The organism is Psychrobacter sp. ANT_H59, assembly GCF_008369225.1.
GTDB lineage: Bacteria > Pseudomonadota > Gammaproteobacteria > Pseudomonadales > Moraxellaceae > Psychrobacter > Psychrobacter cryohalolentis.
Window position 1 is genome coordinate 98,211 of the sequence record NZ_VOBE01000006.1, and the last position, 23,843, is coordinate 122,053.

The 23,843-nt window shown below is 42.0% G+C and carries 20 protein-coding genes; 15 read left to right on the top strand and 5 right to left on the bottom strand.

From position 1 onward, the window contains the following. Positions 1 to 59: 59 nt before the first annotated feature. From ispG to FQ083_RS10665, 6 genes are all read left to right on the top strand, one after another. The gene (gene ispG, locus FQ083_RS10640) at positions 60 to 1,175 is read left to right on the top strand and encodes a flavodoxin-dependent (E)-4-hydroxy-3-methylbut-2-enyl-diphosphate synthase (protein WP_011279968.1); all 1,116 of its coding nucleotides are present in this window, start codon (positions 60 to 62) and stop codon (positions 1,173 to 1,175) included. A gap of 64 nt (positions 1,176 to 1,239) precedes the next feature. Continuing rightward, positions 1,240 to 2,544, top strand: a complete 1,305-nt coding sequence (gene hisS, locus FQ083_RS10645; RefSeq protein ID WP_149409834.1) for a histidine--tRNA ligase — start codon at positions 1,240 to 1,242, stop codon at positions 2,542 to 2,544. A 50-nt stretch (positions 2,545 to 2,594) separates the two neighbouring features. Further along, on the top strand, positions 2,595 to 3,395 hold the full coding sequence (locus FQ083_RS10650; RefSeq protein WP_149409835.1) for a YfgM family protein: 801 nt from the start codon (positions 2,595 to 2,597) through the stop codon (positions 3,393 to 3,395). Between the two features lie 231 nt (positions 3,396 to 3,626). Further along, positions 3,627 to 4,835 carry an outer membrane protein assembly factor BamB gene (gene bamB / locus FQ083_RS10655; protein ID WP_149409836.1) on the top strand — a complete coding sequence of 403 codons (1,209 nt, stop codon included), beginning with the start codon at positions 3,627 to 3,629 and terminating at the stop codon, positions 4,833 to 4,835. A gap of 416 nt (positions 4,836 to 5,251) precedes the next feature. Next, entirely contained in the window at positions 5,252 to 6,694 is a 1,443-nt protein-coding gene (der, locus tag FQ083_RS10660) for a ribosome biogenesis GTPase Der (protein WP_011513006.1), read from the top strand. Positions 6,695 to 6,922: 228 nt separating this feature from the next. Continuing rightward, positions 6,923 to 8,779, top strand: a complete 1,857-nt coding sequence (locus FQ083_RS10665; RefSeq protein WP_149409837.1) for a sensor histidine kinase — start codon at positions 6,923 to 6,925, stop codon at positions 8,777 to 8,779. A 112-nt stretch (positions 8,780 to 8,891) separates the two neighbouring features. Here the strand turns inward: FQ083_RS10665 and FQ083_RS10670 are convergent, their stop codons facing one another. Both FQ083_RS10670 and FQ083_RS10675 read right to left on the bottom strand, forming a co-directional pair. Continuing rightward, complete coding sequence (locus FQ083_RS10670) at positions 8,892 to 10,058, bottom strand: D-alanyl-D-alanine carboxypeptidase family protein (RefSeq protein WP_149409838.1); 1,167 nt, start codon at positions 10,056 to 10,058, stop codon at positions 8,892 to 8,894. A gap of 493 nt (positions 10,059 to 10,551) precedes the next feature. Next, positions 10,552 to 10,989 carry an MCR_0457 family protein gene (locus FQ083_RS10675; RefSeq protein WP_011513009.1) on the bottom strand — a complete coding sequence of 146 codons (438 nt, stop codon included), beginning with the start codon at positions 10,987 to 10,989 and terminating at the stop codon, positions 10,552 to 10,554. Between the two features lie 517 nt (positions 10,990 to 11,506). Between FQ083_RS10675 and surE the strand changes: the two genes are divergently transcribed. The 3 genes from surE to FQ083_RS10690 all read left to right on the top strand — a co-directional run bounded on the left by surE (position 11,507) and on the right by FQ083_RS10690 (position 14,630). Continuing rightward, a complete protein-coding gene (surE, locus tag FQ083_RS10680) occupies positions 11,507 to 12,316 on the top strand; it encodes a 5'/3'-nucleotidase SurE (RefSeq protein WP_149409839.1) in 810 nt (269 codons plus the stop codon). Between the two features lie 123 nt (positions 12,317 to 12,439). Continuing rightward, positions 12,440 to 13,252 (top strand): M23 family metallopeptidase, encoded by an 813-nt coding sequence (locus FQ083_RS10685; protein WP_149409840.1) that lies wholly within the window; start codon positions 12,440 to 12,442, stop codon positions 13,250 to 13,252. 76 nt (positions 13,253 to 13,328) lie between these two features. Next, a complete protein-coding gene (locus FQ083_RS10690; protein ID WP_011513012.1) occupies positions 13,329 to 14,630 on the top strand; it encodes a lytic murein transglycosylase in 1,302 nt (433 codons plus the stop codon). 145 nt (positions 14,631 to 14,775) lie between these two features. On the opposite strand, the gene FQ083_RS10695 is transcribed toward FQ083_RS10690, so the two are convergent. Together FQ083_RS10695 and FQ083_RS10700 are read right to left on the bottom strand one after the other, a co-directional pair. Next, the gene (locus FQ083_RS10695) at positions 14,776 to 15,624 is read right to left on the bottom strand and encodes a UDP-2,3-diacylglucosamine diphosphatase (protein WP_149409841.1); all 849 of its coding nucleotides are present in this window, start codon (positions 15,622 to 15,624) and stop codon (positions 14,776 to 14,778) included. Between the two features lie 88 nt (positions 15,625 to 15,712). Next, on the bottom strand, positions 15,713 to 16,228 hold the full coding sequence (locus tag FQ083_RS10700) for a peptidylprolyl isomerase (RefSeq protein WP_020442935.1): 516 nt from the start codon (positions 16,226 to 16,228) through the stop codon (positions 15,713 to 15,715). Positions 16,229 to 16,599: 371 nt separating this feature from the next. On the opposite strand from FQ083_RS10700, the gene FQ083_RS10705 reads away from it, so the two are divergent. From FQ083_RS10705 to FQ083_RS10725, 5 genes are all read left to right on the top strand, one after another. Further along, entirely contained in the window at positions 16,600 to 18,339 is a 1,740-nt protein-coding gene (locus FQ083_RS10705; RefSeq protein ID WP_149409842.1) for a glutamine--tRNA ligase/YqeY domain fusion protein, read from the top strand. A 142-nt stretch (positions 18,340 to 18,481) separates the two neighbouring features. Next, positions 18,482 to 19,237 carry a phospholipase D family protein gene (locus FQ083_RS10710; RefSeq protein ID WP_149409843.1) on the top strand — a complete coding sequence of 252 codons (756 nt, stop codon included), beginning with the start codon at positions 18,482 to 18,484 and terminating at the stop codon, positions 19,235 to 19,237. 262 nt (positions 19,238 to 19,499) lie between these two features. Next, positions 19,500 to 20,138, top strand: coding sequence for a peroxiredoxin (locus tag FQ083_RS10715; protein ID WP_149409844.1), 639 nt, complete (start codon positions 19,500 to 19,502; stop codon positions 20,136 to 20,138). Positions 20,139 to 20,426: 288 nt separating this feature from the next. Continuing rightward, positions 20,427 to 21,089, top strand: coding sequence for a glutathione S-transferase family protein (locus FQ083_RS10720; RefSeq protein ID WP_149409845.1), 663 nt, complete (start codon positions 20,427 to 20,429; stop codon positions 21,087 to 21,089). 339 nt (positions 21,090 to 21,428) lie between these two features. Further along, positions 21,429 to 22,316, top strand: coding sequence for an META domain-containing protein (locus FQ083_RS10725; protein WP_149409846.1), 888 nt, complete (start codon positions 21,429 to 21,431; stop codon positions 22,314 to 22,316). A gap of 109 nt (positions 22,317 to 22,425) precedes the next feature. On the opposite strand, the gene ruvC is transcribed toward FQ083_RS10725, so the two are convergent. Beyond that, positions 22,426 to 23,010 carry a crossover junction endodeoxyribonuclease RuvC gene (gene ruvC, locus FQ083_RS10730; RefSeq protein ID WP_011513021.1) on the bottom strand — a complete coding sequence of 195 codons (585 nt, stop codon included), beginning with the start codon at positions 23,008 to 23,010 and terminating at the stop codon, positions 22,426 to 22,428. 153 nt (positions 23,011 to 23,163) lie between these two features. On the opposite strand from ruvC, the gene FQ083_RS10735 reads away from it, so the two are divergent. Continuing rightward, on the top strand, positions 23,164 to 23,793 hold the full coding sequence (locus FQ083_RS10735; protein WP_020442939.1) for an FxsA family protein: 630 nt from the start codon (positions 23,164 to 23,166) through the stop codon (positions 23,791 to 23,793). The last annotated feature ends 50 nt before the right edge of the window (positions 23,794 to 23,843 follow it).

Consider the following 23,843-nt stretch of genomic DNA (forward strand, 5'->3'; position numbering starts at 1 on the left):
GTATTACCTTGTTTTTATTGTTATTCTCGTTTTTACTGCTTTCATGAAAGGGTTTGTCTATGTCAACGTCAGCACCTATTAACCGTCGTCTTACGAAGAAAATATATGTCGGTGATGTCGCGATTGGTGGTGATGCGCCGATTAGTGTGCAAAGTATGACCAATACCGATACCTGTGATGTGGCAGCGACTGTTGCCCAAATTGAGCGCTGTGTTGAAGCAGGCGCTGATTTGATGCGAGTTTCTACTCCGACGATGGATACCGTTAAAGCGTTTGGTGAAATTCGCAAGTTGGTCAGCGTACCCTTGATAGCAGATGTGCATTTTGACCACAAAATTGCTTTAGCCGTTGCGGCAGCGGGCGCAGATTGTTTACGTATTAACCCGGGCAATATCGGTAGTGACGCTAAAGTACGCGAAGTAGTTGCCTGTGCCAAGCACTACAATATCCCTATTCGTATCGGCGTCAATGCTGGCTCTTTAGAAAAAGACATTCAGCGTAAGTATAAAGAGCCAAATGGCGCAGCGATGCTCGAATCGGCAATGCGTCATATTGATATATTAGAACGTCTTAATTTTGATCAATATAAAGTATCGGTTAAAGCCAGCAACGTATTTTTGACCATGGATGCCTATCGTCTGATTTCAGCACAAATTGATAATCCTCTGCATTTAGGGGTGACTGAAGCTGGTGTTTATCGTACCGGTTCAGTCAAATCTGCTATCGCGCTGGGTGGTTTATTATTAGACGGTATTGGTGATACGATTCGTATCTCCTTAGCTGCAGAGCCAGAAGAAGAAATTAAGATTGGCTTTGATATCTTAAAATCGCTCAATATTCGCTCTAATGGTGTCAATTTCATTGCTTGTCCAAGCTGCTCACGTCAAGAGTTCGACGTGATTAGAGTGATGACCGCGTTAGAGTCGCGCTTAGAAGATATTCGTGAGCCAATGAACTTATCAGTGATTGGCTGTAAGGTAAATGGTCCAGGTGAAGCGAAGGAAGCCGATATCGGTATTGTTGGCGCCGCACCAAAATCATTGGTTTATCGTATGGGCGAAAAAAGTCATCTGATTGATACAGATAATCTGGTTGATGAGATAGAAGGTATGGTACGCGCCCATGCAGAAGAATTAGCAAAAAAACGCGAAAACGAGATTATACGTGTTAGATAATAAAGCGTTTTATTAATAAAAATTATAGAGCTGTTTGTTAAAACTTAAAGGACATAACCGTACCATGATTAAAGCGATTAAAGGGTTTAATGATATTTTGCCTGCACAGTCTGCAAAATGGCTGTATCTAGAGTCTATATTGGCTAATGTGCTAGGCAGATACGGTTATGAGCATATTCGCTTGCCTATCGTTGAGCAAACCGATTTGTTTGCTCGCGCGATCGGCGGTGCTACGGATATCGTTGAAAAAGAGATGTATAGCTTTACCGATAAATCTGATCCACCAACGCCGCTTACCTTGCGTCCTGAAGGCACGGCAGGGGCAGTACGAGCAGTAAATGAGCATAATCTACTACGCGGTGATACGCCTAAGCTTTGGTATATCGGTCCAATGTTTCGCTATGAGCGTCCACAAAAAGGTCGTTATCGTCAGTTTCATCAAATAGGTGTTGAAAGCTTTGGTAGTGCCTTACCAGACGCTGACGCTGAGCTGATCGCCATGACCCATCTGATGTGGCAAGAGCTGGGTCTAAAAGATGAGATGCGTTTAGAGCTAAACAGTCTGGGCGAAATTGATGAGCGTCATGCTTATCGCGAAGCATTGGTTGCTTATTTAACCGATAAAAAAGATCAGCTGGATGAAGACAGCAAGCGCCGCTTGACCACCAATCCGCTACGTATTTTAGACAGTAAAGAAGCCAGTACACAAGCCGTGTTGGTAGATGCGCCTAAGCTTGCTGACTTTTTAGGTGAAGAGAGCGTGGCACACTTTGAACAAGTGCAAACGTATCTGACTGAGCTTGGTATTAATTTTGAGATCAATCCGCACTTAGTACGCGGTCTTGATTATTATAACAAAACGGTTTTTGAGTGGGTGACCGACAAGCTTGGTAGCCAAGCGACTGTCTGTGCCGGCGGTCGCTATGATGGTTTGGTTGGACAGCTAAAATCTGCTGATAACCGTGATGGTAAAGGCGATAATAAACCGGTTAAATCTGAACCTGCAGTTGGTTTTGCCATGGGACTTGAACGTTTATTACTTCTTATCGAAGTTGTCGCGCCTATTGCTGATATGCCTGCTTGTGATGTCTTTGTGGTCGCCCATCCTGAGGTTTATAGTGCGGGTATTAGTTATGCTCAAAACCTGCGTTATAGCCGTCCAGATTTGCGCGTGAAAATGGCAAGTGCCACCAGCTTAAAAGCACAAATGAAAAAGGCTGATAAGTCAGGTGCTGCATTGACCGTTATTATCGCCCAGCAAGAGCTGGATGATAAAACCATTAGCATCAAAGATATGCAAACTGGCGAACAAAAACCAGCAGCGCAAGATTGGCTGTCGGAGAAAGATAACTTTTCTCGCCATAAATAGTAGTGAGCGTAGCATTAGCACTTTAATATAAATTGATCAGGTAAAAGTATATGGCTCTGACCCCTAATTCGCCGAATGCAGACAACTCAATGCAAGCGTTAAAGCAGTATGGCAGCTATATTGTCACCGCGATTTTATTGGCGTTAGCCGCTTATTTTGGCTGGACTTATTGGCAGGATAATCATGCACGTGTCGATACCGTTGCAGCCGATCAATATGCGGATATTCAACGTCTTAATGAAGAAGTTAGCTTGGCATCGCAAAATCCTGATCTAGAAGCGGAAGCAAAAGCATCGTTAGAGAAGAGTCGTACTCAGCTAGATAAGAATATCGATACTTTAGTTGGCACTCATGGAGAATCGGTCTATGCTTGGCAGGCTTTAATGATTAAAGCGCGTCAGCAAGTTGACAATGATGATTTTAAGGCAGCAGGCGATACCTTTAAAAAAGCATTGGCGATTGATTTGGGTGATGCAGGTCTAGAGGCAATTACCCGTTTGCGCTATGCGACCACGCTTTTGGCAGCAGGCGATGCAAAAGCAGCATTGACAGAAGCCAGTCGTGATATGCCAAGCTCATTTGAAGCCAGTCAGCAAGAATTATTGGGTGATATTTATTTGGCACAAGACAATTCAGATTCAGCGATTAAATCCTATAATAATGCTTGGAGCTTATTACGTGAGCGTCAAGAAACTCGCGCAGTATTGGCATTGAAAATGGAAAGTTTGGGTATCGTCCCTGAGCCTATCGCTGAACAAACTGGCCTTATTCAAGAGTCTACGGCAACATCGCAAGCACCAGCGAGCGAAGATTTAGTAGCAGCCAATGCTGGTGCTGGTGCTGGTGCATAAAATAGTAGTGCTAAATATTCGGCAATAAAGACTTAGTATCAAAAATTTGAGTACTAATTTCGATAGAATAGAGATGGTAATACCTCAAACCGTTCTACAAAGGAAGTAGCCTAATCAGTCGGAAGTAATATGGTGGTAACTAATACTTATTTGTACTAAGTTATTATCGTTTTTTATCACTGATTAAATGCTAATTTATTAATGATTAATTTATTTGTAGTGAGACCTATAATGACTCAAGCTATTCGCTTTAACAAAACCATCAAAGCCAAGACCATGCGCTCAACGGCCATGCATGTAGCCGTAATTGCAGTGATGGCAACTGCGGTCATTGGGTGTAATCGAGGTATCAAGCCAGTCGTCAACGACCCTGTAAAATTGGTACAAATCGTGCAACCTGTTAGCGTATTGCAGCCGGTTTTTAGTACCGACCTTGGTAATAAAAACGTCAGTAAAAAAGATCCGCTTACTTTGCAAGTCGGTTATGCCAATTCGCAAATCGTTACTGCCTCGCGCGGTGGTGACCTGGTTGGTTTTGACAAAGCTGGTCAGCGTTTATGGTCGGTAAATGTTGGCGACCAGATTACAGGTGGTGTTGCGATAGATGAGCTAAGTCAAACTGCTATTATTAGTACTCGTGGCGGTCTGGTTATGGCATTTGATAGCGTAACAGGTGCAAAACGCTGGCAGCAACAGCTTACTGGTTCAGTGCTAACGCCAGCGCTCATTAGCAATAACCGCGTTATCTTGTCAGCCAATGATGGTTTTCTACATGGCTTATCGCTGCAGACTGGTCAGTCAGTTTGGCAGTTTGCTACTCAAGTTCCAGCGATTAGTGTACGCGGTAGCGCTGCACCAACGTTATTAGATGCTAAGACAGCGTTGCTAGCGACTGCCGATGGACGCTTGCATGCTGTCACGGTAGATAATGGTTTGCCGCTATGGTCAAGACGCGTTGGTGTGGGTACAGGCAGCAGCGAAGTTGAACGCATGAGCGATGTTGATGGTATGTCAATTGTAGATAACAATCAGTTATTTGCCATTAGCTATAGTGGTCAGTTACTCGGTATTGATTTGGCATCGCGCCAAGTGATGTTTGTTAATGAGCTTGCCAGTTTAAAAGCGCTTGCAGTCAACAATCAGCAAGTGGTTGCGACAAGCTTAGACGGTAAAGTGGTTGCTTATAATCGTAGTAATGGTGCTGTTCTATGGGAAAGTGAAGAATTGGCCTATCGCCATTTGACCAACCCTGTGATGATTGGCAACTATATTGCAGTAGGTGATTTTGATGGGGTTGTGCATTTATTTGACCCAGCCACGGGTAAGATTGTCAGCCGTGTACAGACCAAAGGCGCATTGACCAATTTGCAAGTACAAGGCAGCCGCTTAATGACCCAAAGCACCTCAGGTCAAGTAGCGATTTGGCAGTTGGCACGCTAATCTTAGTCACTTGCAGTCCTATTTAATGAGCATTTTTCTATATTGCTCATTAAATAGGTGGCCTAGTAGTAAAATGAACAGAAAACGCTGCATAGTCAGCGTTTAATGCCTTGTAAAATTGCTTGTTTACATATCGGCTTTCGCGTACGCTATGCGACCGGTGCATTATTGGCGTTATCTATATATAATAGCGACAGATAATATCCATATATGATGCATTCCTCTGAATATCATTTATTCATTGTAAGATAGCCAAGAACTATTTTCTGACTATCGTTTTATCTTATCATTCATTTAAATTTGCGGTCAACGGCTGCTACTTTTTGCTTTTTTATAACGGTAAATTTACGTTGTAAAAGAGATTGTATCTAAGTAGTTGCACTGTCCGTCATTGTGCCTTTCACTGAGAGTAACCCATGAGTATCAAGCCTGTGGTCGCCTTAATTGGTCGTCCAAACGTCGGTAAATCCACCTTATTTAATCAGTTCACTAAAAGTCGGCAGGCATTGGTTGCTGATTTGTCAGGATTGACTCGTGACCGTCAATACGGTGATGCGACCTACGAAGACAAAGCTTTTATTGTCGTTGATACCGGTGGTATTGGTGAAGCGGACGATGGCAGAGGCGATATTGATGATTATATGTCTGAGCAGTCGTATACTGCCATTCATGAAGCCGATATCATTGTATTTGTGGTTGATGCACGCGCAGGGATGATTGGTGCCGATGCTGAGATTGGTAAGTTTTTACACACCCTTGGCAAGCCTGTATATGTCGTTGCCAACAAAGTCGATGGTGTGCATGATTCAGCGCCTGCTGAATTTTATGCATTAGGTCTAGGCGAACCATATCCAATGGCGGCAAGTCACGGTCGCGGGGTCGGCAATCTGCTCGAAGTATTAACCGCTGATATGCCTAGTCAAGAAAATGTGGTTGAGCCAAGAGGGTTGAAACTTGCTATTATCGGTCGTCCAAACGTTGGTAAATCGACGCTAGTCAACCGTTTGCTTGGTGAAGACCGCGTTGTCGTCTTTGATATGCCTGGTACCACTCGTGATAGTATCTATATCCCATATACGCGTGAAGGTAAAGATTACGTATTGATTGATACGGCTGGTGTTCGTCGCCGCGGTAAAATCGATGAAAAAGTTGAGAAATTCTCAGTTATCAAAACTTTGCAAGCGATTGAAGACTCTAACGTAACCGTTATTGTTATTGATGCCCATGAAGGTATTGTTGATCAAGATTTGCATATGATTGGCTATGCGCTGGACGCAGGTCGTGCGCTAGTGGTTGCGATTAATAAGTGGGACGGTTTGACTGCCGATCAAAAGAACTATATCAAAATTGAGATGGATCGCCGTTTTAACTTTATCCCTTATGTAAAAGTCCATCAAATCTCAGCATTACATGGTACAGGCGTGGGTAATTTATATCCGTCTATTTTGCGTGCTTATCAATCGTCAATGTTTGAGGTATCGACCAACCGTTTGACGCAGATTTTGCAAGATGCTGTTACTGCCAATCCACCGCCAACGGTCGCTGGTCGCCGTATTAAGTTGCGTTATGCGCATATCGGTGGACACAATCCGCCCGTTATCGTCATTCATGGTAATCAAACTGGTTCGTTACCTAAGAGCTATCAGCGCTATCTTGAAAATCAATTCCGTCAGGTATTCAAGTTAGAAGGCACGCCACTAAACGTCGTCTTTAAACTGAATGAAAACCCGTATGCTAATAAAAGCGATACGCCGACCAAAGCCAAAACCCAACAGTTACGTCAACGTGAACGTAATCGTGCGCAGAAATTTACCACCAAAGATAAGCCGAGATTTACCAACAAAGATAAAAAGCGTTAATGTAATCATATTTGCGCTTTTGGGTGGTAGTAGCTAGCCGATAAAAACCCTTTGATACTATCTAGCAGGTTTTTTAAATGTGCTTTGTCATGACGGCTGTATCAGTTGTCATGACATTTTGCAATTTAGGGCACTATTCATTAATTGCCTTAAAATATCAATTTTCACTTATAACCGCTATAAAATACCTGTACTATAATCAAAAGTTGTCTAACTCAGTTGAGTGATATGAACAACCGCCCGCATCAAACACTTCCTACGCTTATCTGGCACTCTATCATGCAGACCATGGTTTTGGCTGTTTTGGCAGGTCTATTAGTGTCCTTTATTTATGGCTTTGTTCACTATTACAAAGACACGCGCCAGCATATTCAGGATTTAGCGACATTACTGACTATCAGCGCATCGATAGCAGATTCCACCGATATTGTCGATGAACAAATACATTTTTTATTAGAAAAAGAGCAAGGCATTGAGAGTATTTTATTTTATACCACCTCTCAGCCTATTGTTGAAGCCAATAACTTAAGAGATGATTGGAAAAATGCATTATTTGCTAATACAGTCAGCTTTAACTATCCAGTCGTTGGCGATCCTACTAATAAAATTATTTCACCTAAAGAAGATGCTTTGGTTGGTTATCTGAATATCACTTTAGATGTGGCGACGCTGCGTGAGAATTGGATTAAAAAGAACCTACTGCTATGGCTCATGACAACGCTATTGGCGATTATTTGGGCGTTGTTTATCCTGCGTAAGCTGAATTGGCCGTCAAAAGATATCGCCAATCTGACGGCAGCTTGCGATATAGTTATAAAAAATCCAGATATTGAGCAGTTACCTCTGATTCAACAGCGTTTTGAGTTTCAGGAGTTGGTACAGATTAAACAGGCTTTTATTACCCTATTTGATCGCCTGCAAATCGCAAAGCAAGATTATCAGGCACTTGCGGCTTTCGAGCAACAACTGCATCATAAAGATGTGTCGCTTGATGTGCAGCTACATAATTTTCAAAGTATGATTACCCATGAGCTAAAAACTTCACTAAATGCGATCGTTGGCGGCTTACAGCTACTAGATGATGAAAAGTTAAATCACGAGCAAAGAGACGCGGTTGATATTATTCGAGAGGGTAGTGAAAAGCTGGTCTTAACCTTGGATCAAATTATTCAGTTAAATCAAATCCAGAAAGGTCAAATCAGCCTACATGTGCACGAATTTGATCCATTGCAACTAATCGCTGACTTATTGGCAGAGTTTGAGCCAGCTATTAAGAAAAAGGGCTTAACGTTAATCAGTCATATCCATCATAACGATTATATCCTCGAAGGAGATGCTGAAAGAATAGAGCAAATTTTAGCGATACTGGTCAGTAACGCCATGAAGTTCACACCAGCAGGTCAAATCACCATTACGTCGCAACTGACCCATTTTGATAACAGCAATCGCTGGCAGATTAGCGTAAAGGACACTGGGATCGGGATTGATAGCAGTTTTATTGAAGATATTTTTAATCCATTTTTTCAGGTAGATTCATCGCAAACTCGCCAGTACGAAGGGTCGGGAATTGGTCTGCCAGTGGTTAAGCAAATGGCTCAGCTGATGGGGGCTAGCATTGAAGTGGATAGCACTTTAGGTATTGGTACGAATTTTACAGTTACTATTCCTATGTCTAATCAACACCATTCTCAACAACAGCAACATCTGCGTGGCTTAAAAATTATTTATTACTACTATCATGAAAAAGGGTTGTTGGTAGATCAATTACAGCATTTGGGTGCTGATGTGGCCTGCTATCAGCATGAGCAACTGGTTATCGATGAGGTACATGCAAAGCAATTTGACATGCTGATGTTTGCAGAAGATGTGTTCCCCAGAAAAGCAGCCTCATTAGCGAGTCATATTCGTGCGGCTGAGACAGAATATCGAACGTTACTGGTGTTTTGGTATCCACAGCAGCAAGCAAAACATTTAGCCGATTTTGAGTTTGGTCTAAAGGCTGCAGGTATAGACTACTGCGAAGTTGCCAGATACGAAGACAAAGCGTTAAGTGATTTACTAAAAAGCTGGCTGACATGGTCATAAAAATAGCTAGAAATATAAAATTTTAGACACAAAAAAGACGCCTCGATATAAGACGTCTTTTTTATGTTGAACTTCATAATAAAAGCATTATTTCAAAACGATATCATTGTGCTTAAAATAAGTTCTGGGTCCAACGAGAAAAGCGTTGCCAGATACGGCTCATAAAGCCTGATTGCTCAATATCGCTTGTCGCAATGACAGGCACAGAAGCTACTGCTTTGCCATCTATCACAGCCATCATTTTACCGATTTCTTGACCCTTTTTGATAGGCGCTTCTAAGCTTTCAGGAATATCGACCACAGTAGTGATTTTATTCTTTTGAGTCTTAGTAGTCAAAATCTGCAAATTATCACCAGTCGCTACTTCTATCTCTTTTGCTTCACCAAACCAGACAGGAACTTTGCTGACAAACTGCCCAGCAGGTGCTTGAGTAACCGTTGTGAAGTGACCAAAACCCCAATTGAGCAATTCACGCGACTGATCAGCACGTGCTTGCTGACTTTCAGTGCCCATAATGACAGAGATTAGGCGCATACCTTCACGGTTGCTCGAGGCTGCTAAGCAATACCCAGCTGCATCCGTATGTCCTGTTTTTAGACCATCAACAGTAGGGTCGGTAGCCAGTAGGGCATTACGATTACCTTGAGTAATACCGTTATAGGTAAACTCTTTTTCTGAATAAATGCTGTAGTAATCGCCGCTGTTTTTGATAATGGCGCGTGATAGCTTGGCCAAATCTAGAGCAGATGCTTGGTGACCCTCATCAGGCATACCAGTAGAGTTGACGAAATGGGTATTCTTCATACCAATCTTTTGCGCTTGCTCATTCATCAAGATAGCAAACGATACTTCGCTACCAGCAATATGCTCAGCCATTGCTTTTGAGGCGTCATTACCTGATTGGATAATAATACCGCGTAGCATATCGATGACACTTGCGCTCTTATTTACCGGTACATACATGCACGACTGGCTACTACTGCCGCGGCACCAAGCACTTGGACTCATCAATACCTGATCGGTTTCTTTGAGGTCGCCTGAAGCTAAGCGCTGTTCAATGATGTAACTGGTCATCATTTTGGTCAAAGATGCTGGCGGCAAGGCTTGATTGGCATTTTTCTGTGCCAAAATTTCACCCGTGTTATAGTCCATTAATACATACGCAGTATTTGCCATCTCAGGCGGCTGTATGGCTGCACTTGCCATCACTGCACCCATAGAAATACTGACACCCACTACCAGCTGCACCAGCTGTTTTTTCACACGCTTTACTGTCATAGATTGTTACACCGCATCATAAAACCAAATGTATCTGTCGCTTGTCCCCAACGCCACTACCTTTACACAATCTTTGACAGACTATGTCAAATCTCAGGTTAAACCATGGATTTTTTGAGAGTAGAGGAGACTAAAGCAACGGACATAAAATTAACGCCTTATCTTAGCAAAATGCCGCCCGATGGGGAAACGATAAATACAATAAAATAAGACGTTATTAAAAATAGAGTGAATAATTTTATAAACTTCACTCATAAAAAAGCTTGCTGCTATCCTTATTAAATAATAGGGATGGCAGCAAGCTTTTTGTAGCGAGTCATCTAAATAAACACTCAGCACTGGCTTATATAATACTTATTTGACCACTTTATACAGATATTAAAGAGATAAGAAAGTAGATTGTTATCGTTAATTATGACGATCTTTACCTCTTTAACCTCTTAATATGGCTTAAAAACGTATTTCGATAACATAGCGTATCAATAAAGGGCTACTACTGATATTCAGCATTCGCTAAATCTTCACACAATGCTTTATTGTCTTGCTTAGAAAATCCCATCGTCCAGCTACGAATACCTTGCAGAATTTGACGATAATCTTGCTGAGTAGATAAGTACTGGATAGCTGCTTTTGGGTCTTCTAATGATGGCATCAACTCGTGAAGCTGCACATTATAAGACTTATAAAAACGTTGCTTTTGCTTACCATTTAGCATCGGCGGGCATATCTCTGACAGCACTTGCATAACCGCAATTTCATGTTTTGTGATATTGATACCAGATAAATCTAAAGGTATGGTCGTCGCAGAGTTGGGTGCAGCATTTGTGGCTTGAGACAGCATCGCAATAGATGTTATCAATGCTGCTAGCCCGACTTTTGAGGCACTTCTTGCCAATACAGAAGTCATAGATAATATCGATTGATTTTTCATTCAGTATCACACTCGCTTATCTTTATTTAATGGTGCTATGTTAATGGGTAAAAAAACAAATGTCACATAAAATATTGGTTTATGTGTAGAGATATTGTGAGCTAAATTAGTTCTCCAGCAACATAGCCGTATTATAAACCGGTAAGTTACCTCAACATAAAAGTATAAGTTGTAAATGTTGTGGGTTGTAGCCTACTGTAACCTCAGCGCAGGTTTCTAATGATGAAAAATAAGAGTCTTGCTCTGGGCAAATCATTCAATAAACTAAGTTATTATGCAAATTATGTATAAAGAGTGGGTTCGTCTCAATAGTCTATTAGGGTATAATCGCCCGAAATAATCATAGCTATTTACTATGCAAACAGACATAGATGAGCAGTATAAACAACTGATATAGCTTTGATTGTTATGCTTTTAAGTAGAATGACCTTAGTGCCAATAGCGATGATTATAGCAACTTTACGTGAATAACATAGATAAGTGGATGAACGGTCATCCATAAATAGATTGAGTAAATATGAAGATTTTAATGAGCAATGACGATGGGGCTTATGCACCAGGTTTGCTGGCACTATATGAGGCATTATCTACTATTGCCGAGGTCATGGTGGTTGCGCCAAATAGTGAGCAAAGTGGCTGCGCCAGTGCCTTAAGTATCACCACACCCTTATATACGCATCAATTGCCTTCTGGTTTTATTGCTGTCAATGGCACACCAGCTGACTGTATCTATCTGGCATTAAACGAAATATATTCTGACACAGATTTTGATTGTGTGATTACGGGGATCAATTCAGGTGCCAATCTTGGTCAAGACGTTTTGTTTTCAGGCACTTTTGGGGCGGCATTAACCGCTCAGTTATTTGGCATACCCGCTATTGCGACCTCATTGGTAGGCGGTGGGGCAAAAAGCAGTGAGCAGGAATGTGAGCGTCATTATCAAATGGCAGCAAGTGAGATTGTGAAATTATTGAGAGATACGCCAATATTGGATATTTGCAAAAATTTGCCCTATCACGTATTAAACGTTAATATTCCTGATGTGAGTAATGCTGATGAGATTAACGGTCGCAAAATGACAGCTTTGGGGCATAAGAAGATAGCGCGTCCTGTCCACCATGTGGTAGATCCACGTGGGCGAGATGCATATTGGTTATCACTACGCAAGCGTCAGGATATATTGGCAGATAATACGGATCATGATTCGTCAGGTACTACTATGACTGATGATCAAGCGGTTGCCGCAGGTTACATCAGTCTATCGCCTGTACGTTTGCACCATACGCCAGTCGCCACACTCGATATGCTATCAGCGTTAATGCTGTAAGATGAATCGAATATTGATGATGGCAGCTAAGATAGCTAAACACTTAAACGGTATAACAGTTAGCAAAATGCTTGTGAGTCACACAAGGAGTTTGTAAGTAACATAAAGAATAGGAAATCTTGTATGAAAAAGCTTATTGCTGGATCGCGATTTATCACAGTGGCATTGCTGGGCACTATGGCTGCTGCCACGGTAACGATGGTAGGTTGCGCTACGAAACCCACTTACCAATCAGCCAACCAAGCAGGACCGAAGATTATTACCAATAATCAAGGGGTTCCTAGCTATCATCGTGTGCAGCGCGGCGATACGGTCAGTCAAGTGGCGGCGCGCTATAATCTCAATTACCGTCAAATTGGTTCACTGAATGGCTTAGACAGTAAATACACCATTTATAGTGGTCAGTGGCTCAAACTATGGCAAGGTGAGCCGGCAAGTGCCAATAATAGTAATCGCTACAATGCTTCGAACAATAACTCTGCCCCTACACAGCCAACCTATACACCGCATGTAACCAGCACGCCCAACTATTCACAACCTCCCGTCTATGAAGTGACTGCCAATGCAACGTCAGGCTATGAGTATCCGACTCGCAACCAAATAACCCGTAACTTCGATGCAGCATCTAGTACGATGGGCATGTGGTTTGCTGGTAACGTAGGTGATCCAGTGCAAGCAAGTCAATCAGGTACGGTTCTTTATTCGGGTAACGGTCTGCCAGAGTATGGCAACTTGATTATGATTCGTCATAGTGACAACTATATCACTGCTTATGCACATAATAGTCAGCTGTTAGTGAAAGAGGGCGATAGCGTTCAGCGTGGTCAACGTATCGCAAATATGGGTAATAGTGGTCAGACCAATCAAGTGGGTTTGGAATTTCAAGTACGCTTAAATGGCAACCCTATCGATCCACGAGCGGTACTAGGGCGTTAAATTTCTTATTGTTTGGCGATTAAATGGAATTATCTAAGCCACATTGCACTTTACTTACGGATACTTGAGACCTCTTATGCGATTAAATAAACACTACCTTGCCTTTTTCCCTGCCTTAGTAATGGTTGGTTGTACCAGTCAGCAGGCAATGCAGCAACCTAATAAGCCAGTTCGTCAAGGTAATGTGCAAATTACCCAGACTCAAACCATTCAAGTGAAGCCGACTCCAGCACCGGTCATTAAACCAACACCCGCAAAGCCAAGCTACAATAGTTTTTCTGATTGGAAGTCTGATTTTTCTATGCGTGCCATTTCATCAGGTCATGATGCTGCTACGGTTCGTCGTCTGCTCGATTCTGCTTATTTAAATCAACAAGTCATCTCGCTTGATTCAGGACAGCCAGAGTTTTCAAAAATGCCATGGGAGTATGTCGATTCTGCGGTATCAGATGGTCGCGTCAGTACTGGTAAGCGTAAGTTCGCTGAGCAACGCACGTATTTATCGCAGTTACAGTCGCAATATGGCGTCAATGCAGAAATCATTGCAGCGATTTGGGGCATGGAGTCGTCATACGGCGTAGTAACGGGTAATAGTAGTATTCCAAGCTCGCTAGCCAGCCTTGCTTATGATGGGCGCCGTCAAGAATTTGCCGAAACTCAGCTATTATCATTAGCGACACTATTACAGCGCGGCGATGTGTCTTGGTCACAGCTCGATGGCTCTTGGGCAGGCGGTATGGGGCAGACGCAGTTTATCCCTGATACGTGGCTTAAACATGGCGTTGACGGTGATGGTAATGGACATCGCAATCCATGGTCGACGGGCGACGCCTTGGCGTCTACTGCTAATTATCTGAGCAATTCAGGTTGGGTACGTGGTTTAGCGCCGTTTTATGAAGCAACAATTCCATCGTCATTTGATTACACACTGGTTGGTACTAAGCAGCCTGCTGCTAGATGGGCGTCAATGGGCGTCGATACCATAGCCGATGTGTCCTTGGATGGTAACACTCAAATGGAATTGTGGCTGCCAGCGGGTAAAGATGGTCCAGTACTGCTTCTCAGTCCAAATTTTGATGTCATAAAAGTCTATAACAATTCATCAAGCTATGCCCTTGGTGTCAGCTTACTGGGTAAAGCGCTGATTGGACAAGGCGGTTTACAAAAGTCATGGCCACGTTATGAGCGTCCGTTATCAACGTCGCAAGTACGCAATTTACAACAGCGTTTGACAAGCTCAGGCTACGATACAAAAGGCTCTGATGGTATCGTAGGTACCAATACTCGCAATGCGTTCCAGCGCTGGCAAGCAGCCAACGGTCAAACGCCAGATGGTTTTATTACTCAGCGTAGCGCGTCTTCGTTGGCGGGGTGGTGAGATAGGTTGAAATCACTATTTTTGGATAATCGTTGTTTTCAAAGGTTGTTTAAAAATAATGATGTTAATAAATAAAAAAACTCCGTTTTATAACGGAGTTTTTCATTGTATAAGAATAACAGCAGCAGTTTTGATGTTCAGGTATTTAAATAGTAATGGTAAATTCAAATAAGTTAAACTCTGCACTATCAGCCATAATACCTTCATCTACGCTTGTTGTAATCGCACCAATCACGGCACTCACTTTTTGCTGGCGCTTGTCCTTATTTAACAGTCGCCAATCACCAAGGACATAGCGAGTTTTACCCTCATTACTTTGGTGGATTTCAGGACGATGGGTATGACCATGTAGTAGGGCGTCAAAGCGATAAATAGCTTTATTCACTGCTGCTTCATTAACATCCATGATATGCGCCGCTTTATTGGCGTTATTCTGCTGACTTTTTTGCCGCATTTTATCGGCGATTGCCAAGCGTTTCTCTAACGATTTATTAAGCAAATACCACTGCGTCAAACGATTACGCATTACTTTACGAAAAAATTGATACTTTTTATCATGAACGCACAATGCGTCGCCATGCTCTAAGCGATAGTTTTGCTGTCCAACCGTTAAGGTATATGGCTCACAAATCAGCTCACCACCGAATAGATTGCAAAATGGCTGACCTAACAAAAAGTCACGGTTGCCATGCATGACCAAAATCTCGCAGCCAGCGACACGCAGTCTTTTTAACTTAACGATAAGAGGGGTTAACCAATGAGTTTGACGTTCATCTTCCGCTAGTGATAAATAAGCATCATCACCAATCCATATCTCAAACCAATCGCCCAAAATAAATAAGCACTTAAGGTCTGGCAAGGCTAAACAATCATCAAGCAGCGCCAAAAAAGCCTGCACTAAGGCAGGCTCTTCAGGCGATAAATGCAAATCGCTAATCAATACTTGTCGCACCTCATGAGGGCGGGTGGTAATTAGGTGGCTGAAACTTTGCATTTATCCTTATCCTCATAACTTTAAACAGTAACGACTCATAAGCTTTCACTGATTCATCGCTACTAAGTATATAACTATTGAAGAATGATTACTGAGTGATGATGGTGGCTGAATTGATAACCACTGGCTCTTTTGGTACATCAGCATGCATACCGAAACGACCAGTTGGGACGCCACGCATTTTTTCGATGACGTCCATACCGCTTGTTACTTTACCAAATACGGTATAACCCCAACCTTGCATGTTTTTGCCAGAATGGTTTAAGAAATCGTTGTCTTTTACGTTGACAAAAAATTGGCTAGTCGCTGAATGTGGATCTTGCGTACGCGCCATAGCAATCGTGCCAGCGTCGTTCTTTAGACCGTTGTCTGCTTCGTTTTCTACTGGCTTGTTGGTGGCTTTTTCATTCATGTCAGCGTCCATTCCACCGCCTTGAATCATAAAGCCGTCAATGATGCGATGGAAAATCGTGCCATCATAATGACCAGATTTTACGTAGTTTAAAAAGTTTTCAACGGTTTTTGGTGCTTTTTCTTCATTGAGTTCGATAACGATCGCACCCATACTGGTGTCAAGTTCTACTACTGGTGGCATGTCTACCATGGGATATTCCTCTTTATTGCAGCGCCTAAAATGACGCTGTTAAGTGGTGGATAAAAAGTTGGTGGATAAAAATTTATGGCTAGTCTAACGGCTTTTTTATCCCGTGTCATGTATCAGGCTGTTAATGCGTTTGCAAAAGCTGATAGAATAACGCAACTTTACCCATTTCTAAACGATTTTGACAAAAAGTCATCATAGCTTGGTGTTTATAACACACTGTTTTTATAACCCAAATTTTTGTAAATTGGCTTAAATTTAATGGCTGAGGCTTGTTTTACGATATCGTTTTACTTTATCAAATATTTTGAATTTTCCATGAGGCGTGATGGCACGTCGCATGAATTGACCATTTGCGTTAGGAGCAATGCCCGATGAGTGAGCACTCAAGCAATAATGCACAAAAAGACGAACACAAAAACGACTTTATTCGTAATATTATTCGTGATGATGTTAATGCGCAAAGATACCAACAGATTGTCACTCGTTTCCCACCTGAGCCCAATGGTTACTTGCATTTAGGTCATGTTAAATCCATCTGTCTAAACTTTGGTGTGGCTGAGGAGTTTGGCGGTATCTGCAACCTGCGCTTTGATGACACCAACCCAACCGCAGAAAAGCAAGACTTCATCGATAACATTGAGAATGATGTGAAATGGTTGGGGTTTGAGTGGGCAGGAGAGGCGTACCATGCCTCAGGATATTTCGACCAACTTCATGCTTGGGCGATTCAGCTGATCAAGCAAGGCGATGCTTATGTAGATTTGCAATTGCCTGAGCAAATTAAAGAAAATCGTGGCTCATTTAATGAAGCAGGGACAGCGTCGCCACATCGTAATGCCAGTGTTGAAGAAAATTTGCAACTCTTTGATGATATGAAAAAGGGCAAATATGCTGAAGGTAAAGCAGTGCTACGTGCCAAGATTGATATGGCAAGCCCTAATATGAACCTACGTGATCCTGTTATCTATCGCATTATGCATCAAGCACATCACCAAACGGGGGATAAATGGTGCATTTATCCGATGTATGACTTTGCTCATCCATTATCTGATGCGCTCGAAGGCATTACCCATTCATTATGTACGTTAGAGTTTGAAGACCATCGTCCATTTTATGACTGGGCAATAGAAAAAGTTGGCTTTGAGCAACCGCCGCATCAGTATGAGTTCTCTCGTCTAAATGTCGACCATACATTGACCAGTAAGCGCAAATTAAAGCAGTTGGTTGATGAAAATATCGTTAGCGGTTGGGACGATCCACGTATGCCGACGATTGCTGGCATGCGTCGCCGTGGCTATACACCAGAAGGCTTACGTGATTTCTGTGAGCGTGTTGGCGTGACCAAAGTAGACAGCGTCGTTGACTTTCGCTTATTAGAATTTAGTATTCGTCAGTCACTAGAGACAACGACTGCACGTGGCATGGCAGTACTCAAACCATTAAAAGTGACCATTACCAACTTTAGCGATGCGGTTAGCAGTTGGGAGTCGCAAAAGGCTGACACCGTTCAAGCTCGTTTTGACGATGCCTCGCAGACTTTATGGTTAACTCAGCCCAATCATCCCAATGTCGATATGGGTGAACGTGAAATTCCATTTACTGAGAGCATTTATATTGACCAAGGCGATTATGAAATTGAGCCGCCAGCAGGTTATAAGCGTTTATCACCAGAGAAGAATGAGATTCGTCTGCGTAATACCTATGTATTGGCCGTGACGGAGCATATTTTAGATGATAGCGGTAACGTGATTGAGCTTAAAGCAACGATTGATCCGGCGACTTTGGGCAACAATCCTGAAGGTCGTAAGGTTAAAGGCGTGATTCATTGGGTATCGGCTAGCCAAGGCGTTCCAGCAACGGTGCGCATGTATGAGCAGCTATTTAGTGTTGAAGACCCAAGTGGCGTCGCTGACGTCCATCAAGCCTTGAACCCTAACTCATTGACTGAGCTAAATGCTGTGGTTGAGCCATCATTGGTCAATGCAGACGCTGGCACGCGCTTCCAGTTTGAGCGTGAAGGTTACTTTATCTCTGATAGCGAAGATCATAGGAGTGATAAGCCTGTCTTTAACCAAATCGTCAGCTTACGTGATAGTTATAAACCCGCTTAATTTATCATTAGCGCAGTTCATATTTATTGTAAGAAAATACTGAACAATAGTAGTTTGCAATGTTGCCCATTTCTAGTACGCTAGGGATGGGATTTTTTGTGAATAAGTATAAATTTTAATCATAGATGGTGAGGGTATTGAAATGGCAAAATTTTTAAACAGCAGTGGTACAACTTATCATTTAGAAGAGTTGATTAAAAATGCGTCTGATAGATTGATTATTATTAGCCCCTATCTAAAGCTGAATGAGCGTATTAAAGAGCTGTTAGAAGATCGTAATCGTCTCAAAATTGATATCCGTATCGTTTATGGTAAAAATGATTTGCACCCTGAAGAAATAAACTGGCTCAAAAATCTGACTTTTATTCGCACCAGCTTTTGTAAAAACTTGCATGCAAAGTGTTACCTGAACGAAAATGAGTGCATTATTACGAGCTTAAACCTTTATGAATTTAGCCAAGTAAATAATAATGAAATGGGCGTGCTGATTTACCGTAATGAAGATGCCAAACTCTATGCCGATACTTATGAAGAAGCCCAGCGCATCATTCGTATCAGTGATGAAGTCAGAATGTCACTTGAAAAAATAATTGAGCCTAGTAATAGTGTTGATAAAAACCTTAGTTCTGAGAGTGCTTCTCAAGTCCCTACTGAAACTAATTCTGCTAAACCTACAGAAATAGCAACACCTAATTATTCTAAGTTAACGACGGCAAAGCTTGCCAAAGAGCTGGGCTTTAAAACCCAAGAATTAAACGATAAATTACTGACAGCGGGATATTTGCAAGAGCAAGAAGGTGAGTTGTTATTAACAGATGCTGGGCGTGCCGCAGGTGGTACGAGTAAGCGTGGAAAGTTTGGTGAGTTTTGTCTGTGGGATTCAGGGATGGTGATATAAAAGTCTACTTAACTTCTCACTTTTTAGCTCATTACTTTGTTTTCAAAGAATAATTTTGCTACATTCGTGTTAGTAATAAAAGGAATAACCGCATTACAATCCGTCACAAGACATTCATAACCAGTTTGTTAAGATAAAGTCAGTTTTTTTGTTGAGATGCTTGGTAGATATTTTAACCGCTGAGTATGTCGTTGATAATAAGAGAGCGCGTAGATAGCATTCGATAATAGCGCTCGTCACAATCATAAATAAGGAATCAAGCATGGCACATTTACGTTTAGGCGATACCGCACCAAATTTTGATGCAACCACCACCGATGGTGAAATCAATTTTCATGAATGGGCGGGTGATAATTGGGTCGTTTTCTTCTCACATCCAGCCGATTTTACCCCAGTATGTACCACTGAGCTTGGTCGTGCTGCTGCGCTAAATGGCGAATTTCAAAAGCGCGGCGTGAAGCCAATTTGTATCTCTGTTGACGGTATCGATGACCATCATGCCTGGGCAAAAGATATTGGTGAAACTCAAGGTACTGAACTGAACTTCCCAATCATCGCTGATCCTAATAAAGAAGTGGCTGAGCTGTATGACATGATGCATCCAAATGCAGACAGCACGCATACCGTACGTAGCGTCTTTATTATTGACCCAAGCAAAAAGATTCGACTAACGCTGACCTATCCTGCTAGCTGTGGTCGTAACTTTGACGAGATCCTTCGCGTGATTGACGCACTGCAATTGTCTGATGAATACAACATCGCAACGCCAGTAGACTGGAAGGATGGTGATGACGTTATTATTCCGCCAAGTGTTAAAAACGAAGATATCGCTGCCAAATATCCAAAAGGTCACACAGAAATTAAGCCGTATTTACGTACCACTCCTGCACCTAATAAATAATAAGTTGGAGCATGTGAGCTTGATGAAGAGATGATTTAAAAAGCCCCATAATGCAAAATTGTGGGGCTTTCTGTTATTCAGCTTAACATCAGAAGCATCATCTAAATAAGGCTTTGCTATGATGAACAGAGTACGCTATAACTAGTAAATCAAGTATGCATGATTTAGAGATGAATCGTTATCGTTAATACTTGAGTTAATAGAGCATTTGATACTTGATGACACAACAATCATAATAAAGTATAGCAGCGCTAAGTCGCTTTTAAGCCCACCTTACAAGGAGTTTTTATGAAAAAATTATATGTCACCCGTACAGCACCTAATCCACGGAAAGCACTTATTTTGCTAGCATCAAAAGGTATCGATATTGATGATATGGATGACCTCGATGTGATTGATATCGATTTTGCTGCCAACGAGCAAATGTCAGAGGCATTTACCAAAATAAATCCCATGCAAACCGTACCTGTTTTGACATTAGATGATGGTACTGTACTCAATGACTCGCAGGCAGTGTGCGAATATCTCGACCGTGTTTATGGTGAGCGCTCAGTGATGGGCAATGATGTGGTACAGCGTGCGCAAGTATGCTCTATGCGCCGTATCGCCGAATTTGAGGTACTATATAACTTTATGCTCGCCTTTCAGCATAGCCACCCATCAAAAGCCCAGCGTATTGAGCAAGTACCAGAGTTTGTCGCGCCATCTATCGCACGTGCTGTCAAAGCATTGGCATATTTTGAAACCCTGTTGGAGGGTCATGAGTATCTGGTCGGTGACCAGCTGAGCTTTGCTGATATTGTGCTGTATTTGGGTTTAGATTTTGGCAAAGTCCTTCAAGTCAATCCCAATGAACAAGGCGACAATCTTGCCCGTTTTTACCAAATGATGAACGAGCGTTTTAGCATCAAAAACATGGCAAAAGCCAAACCTGTTCATGAAGAAGATTAAAGTAATAAATTTTTTAAAAATGTAATGATAAGCAGCAACAGCTTTGTGTAACGAGGATAATTCCTAACGACGCAGAGCTGTTTTACTATGGTTAACATTAAAAATAAGATAAGCATATATGTGAAATTTACTATGAATCTATAAAATTAAACACTTCGTTACACCTATATCACTTATGAGCGCTATAGTGGTCAGATTATTACCCTTTTATAAGCATCTTTTTAAAAGCCCTTTGAATAATTCGACTGATATCTGTCTTATAATTGTGACAGTCAGATTTTGTAGATTAAATGGGTCAAAAAGTTGAATTAAAAAGTATAACTGCAAGGTATGATCTTCATGACACTATCTTTTAAATCCGCCCTATTGCCAAGTATGCTAGCGATAAGTCTGGCATTAAGTGCTTGCCAAGATGCTTCTGTTCCAACGGATGCAAATCTCGAGTCAGCTGATACCAATGTTAGCACTGCAGATGCTGATATAGTGAATAATAATGCCACGTTAGCTAAGGCAAGCGAGATGAGTGCTGAAGAACAAATGATTGAAAATCTTGCGCGTTATCGTTGGACACTACTTGATATCGATGATAAAAGTGGTGGACCTGTCATAACGACGCTTGTAGATATTAAGAACCAAGTAATGCTGTCGTTTAAACAAAACCAAGGTCATAACACCCTGAATTATGGTGTAGGCTGTAACACTATGAGTGCAGGTTATGAGTTGAAAGGTCATACGTTAACGACAGAAGACAGCATGAGTACCAAAATGCTATGCGAAAATCTAAATAAGGCAGAAAATCGTTTAGATACCTTGATGCAGGGTACTAGTGAGCTAAGTGTCACTGAGGGTGATAACCCAGTCCTAACGCAAGTGACCAGCAATGCGGTCACTTTGACTTGGAAAGGTAGGTTGACGTCACAAGCCAAGTACAATAGTAAAGGTGAGACTGTATTTTGGGCCGTAAATGCTAATGAAACAGTGTGCTCTGATAATAGCTTAGAGATGTGTTTGCAAGTGAAACCGGTTACTTATAATGATCAAGGTATTAAAGTCAGTGAAGGCAAGTGGTCTGCATTTAATGGTGAGATTGACGGCTATGAGCATGATGGTAAGCATGATGAAGTGCTACGCCTGCAACGTTACCAATTAGACAGCGATAAGGTATCAGAAGGTGAAGAGTATGCCTATGTACTGGACGCTGTTATTGAAAGCTCAGTCGTAGAGTAGGGCTGATTGGTTATAATTAACTACCGATGTTCAATAGTGGTATTAGATAAGTCATAAAAAACACGCGTCCGAAAAGGTGCGTGTTTTTTGTCCTTATTTAATGAGCTTTTTAACGCAAATTACCTAAGTCTTCTTCAGTTAAACGCCAGCGTCCCTTTTTCTTAGAAGCACCGCGCCCGCGCATGGCACTATTTAATATCAATTTGTTCATTGAATGGCTTGAATGCGCATGACAGATGGCGCAGGCAAGACCGTCTGCCGCATCTTGTTGTGGTACAAAATCCAGAGTCAGTATCCGGCACACCATCTCTTGTACTTGCTCTTTTGCTGCTGCGCCATAGCCGCAAACGGCTTGTTTGATTTGGCGTGCCGTATATTCTGAGACTTCCAAATCCAGTGCTACCATCGCTGCAATGGCTGCGCCACGTGCTTGCCCAAGCTTAAGTGCTGAATCAGGGTTTTCTGCCATAAATACTTGTTCAATTGCCGTATAAATAGGCTCATCTGCATATTTTAGATGATGCTGAGTAATACGCGTCAAGCCATTAAAAATACGTTTTAGGCGTTCAGGCATCTCTTTGGTATCTGTACGAATGGTGCCTGAATCAATATAGGTGAGCTTATCGCCCGTTTGTTGAAGGATGCCATAGCCGGTCATGCGTGAACCTGGATCAATCCCAATAATAATTGCCATAGTGTTCCGTCTTACTTACATTTTGTTTTATGGCTTAAAAATTAGCCGTAAGTTTGATAGTATAGCAATCAATCCCCATATACATCATATGTTAGCCATTTTAATTTGCATGGCGCTCAATTTATTGGTTTTTATTTTATAGGACGACACTTTATGGGTCAGATAGTTGGTATTGCCATCGTATGGTTTATTATCGAGATGCTGCTTTGGTATTTGCTTGCTCAATTTACGAGTGGCTGGTTGGTGTTTATTTGGTTTATTATCGCCGCCGTCATCGGTATTTCGCTCCTGCGCAAAGGCATGGCAGCTCTCAACCCAATGGCACAGCAGATGAAAGCAGGCGGTATGATGAATCCGTCGATGCGTCCGCAAGAGTCAACCATGATCAAAAGTGTGGCTATGGCAGCGGCTGGTATTTTGCTACTCATTCCTGGTGTGCTTAGTGACTTATTGGCATTACTGGTTATCTTGCCACCCGTGCAGAAAAAGCTCAAAGACTTCGCCAATAATTACGTCATGAACAATCAACAAAAAATGATGGAGATGATGGCCAAGCAGATGGGTGGACAAATGGGCGGCGGACAAAACCCATTCGGTGGTGCTGGCGGCATGGGTGGTCAAAACCCGTTTGGCGGCGCAGGTGGTATGAATAATCAGAACCCGTTTGGTCAACAGCAAAACCCGTTTGGTGATGTGTTTAAGCAGCATACAACGATTGATGGGACAGCAAAAACCATTCCTAAAGATGTGAAAAAAATCACTAAATCTGCTAATGACGAATAGTTGAATTAATAGACAAGCATAGAAAAAGCCCCTTTCGTCAATGACAAAAG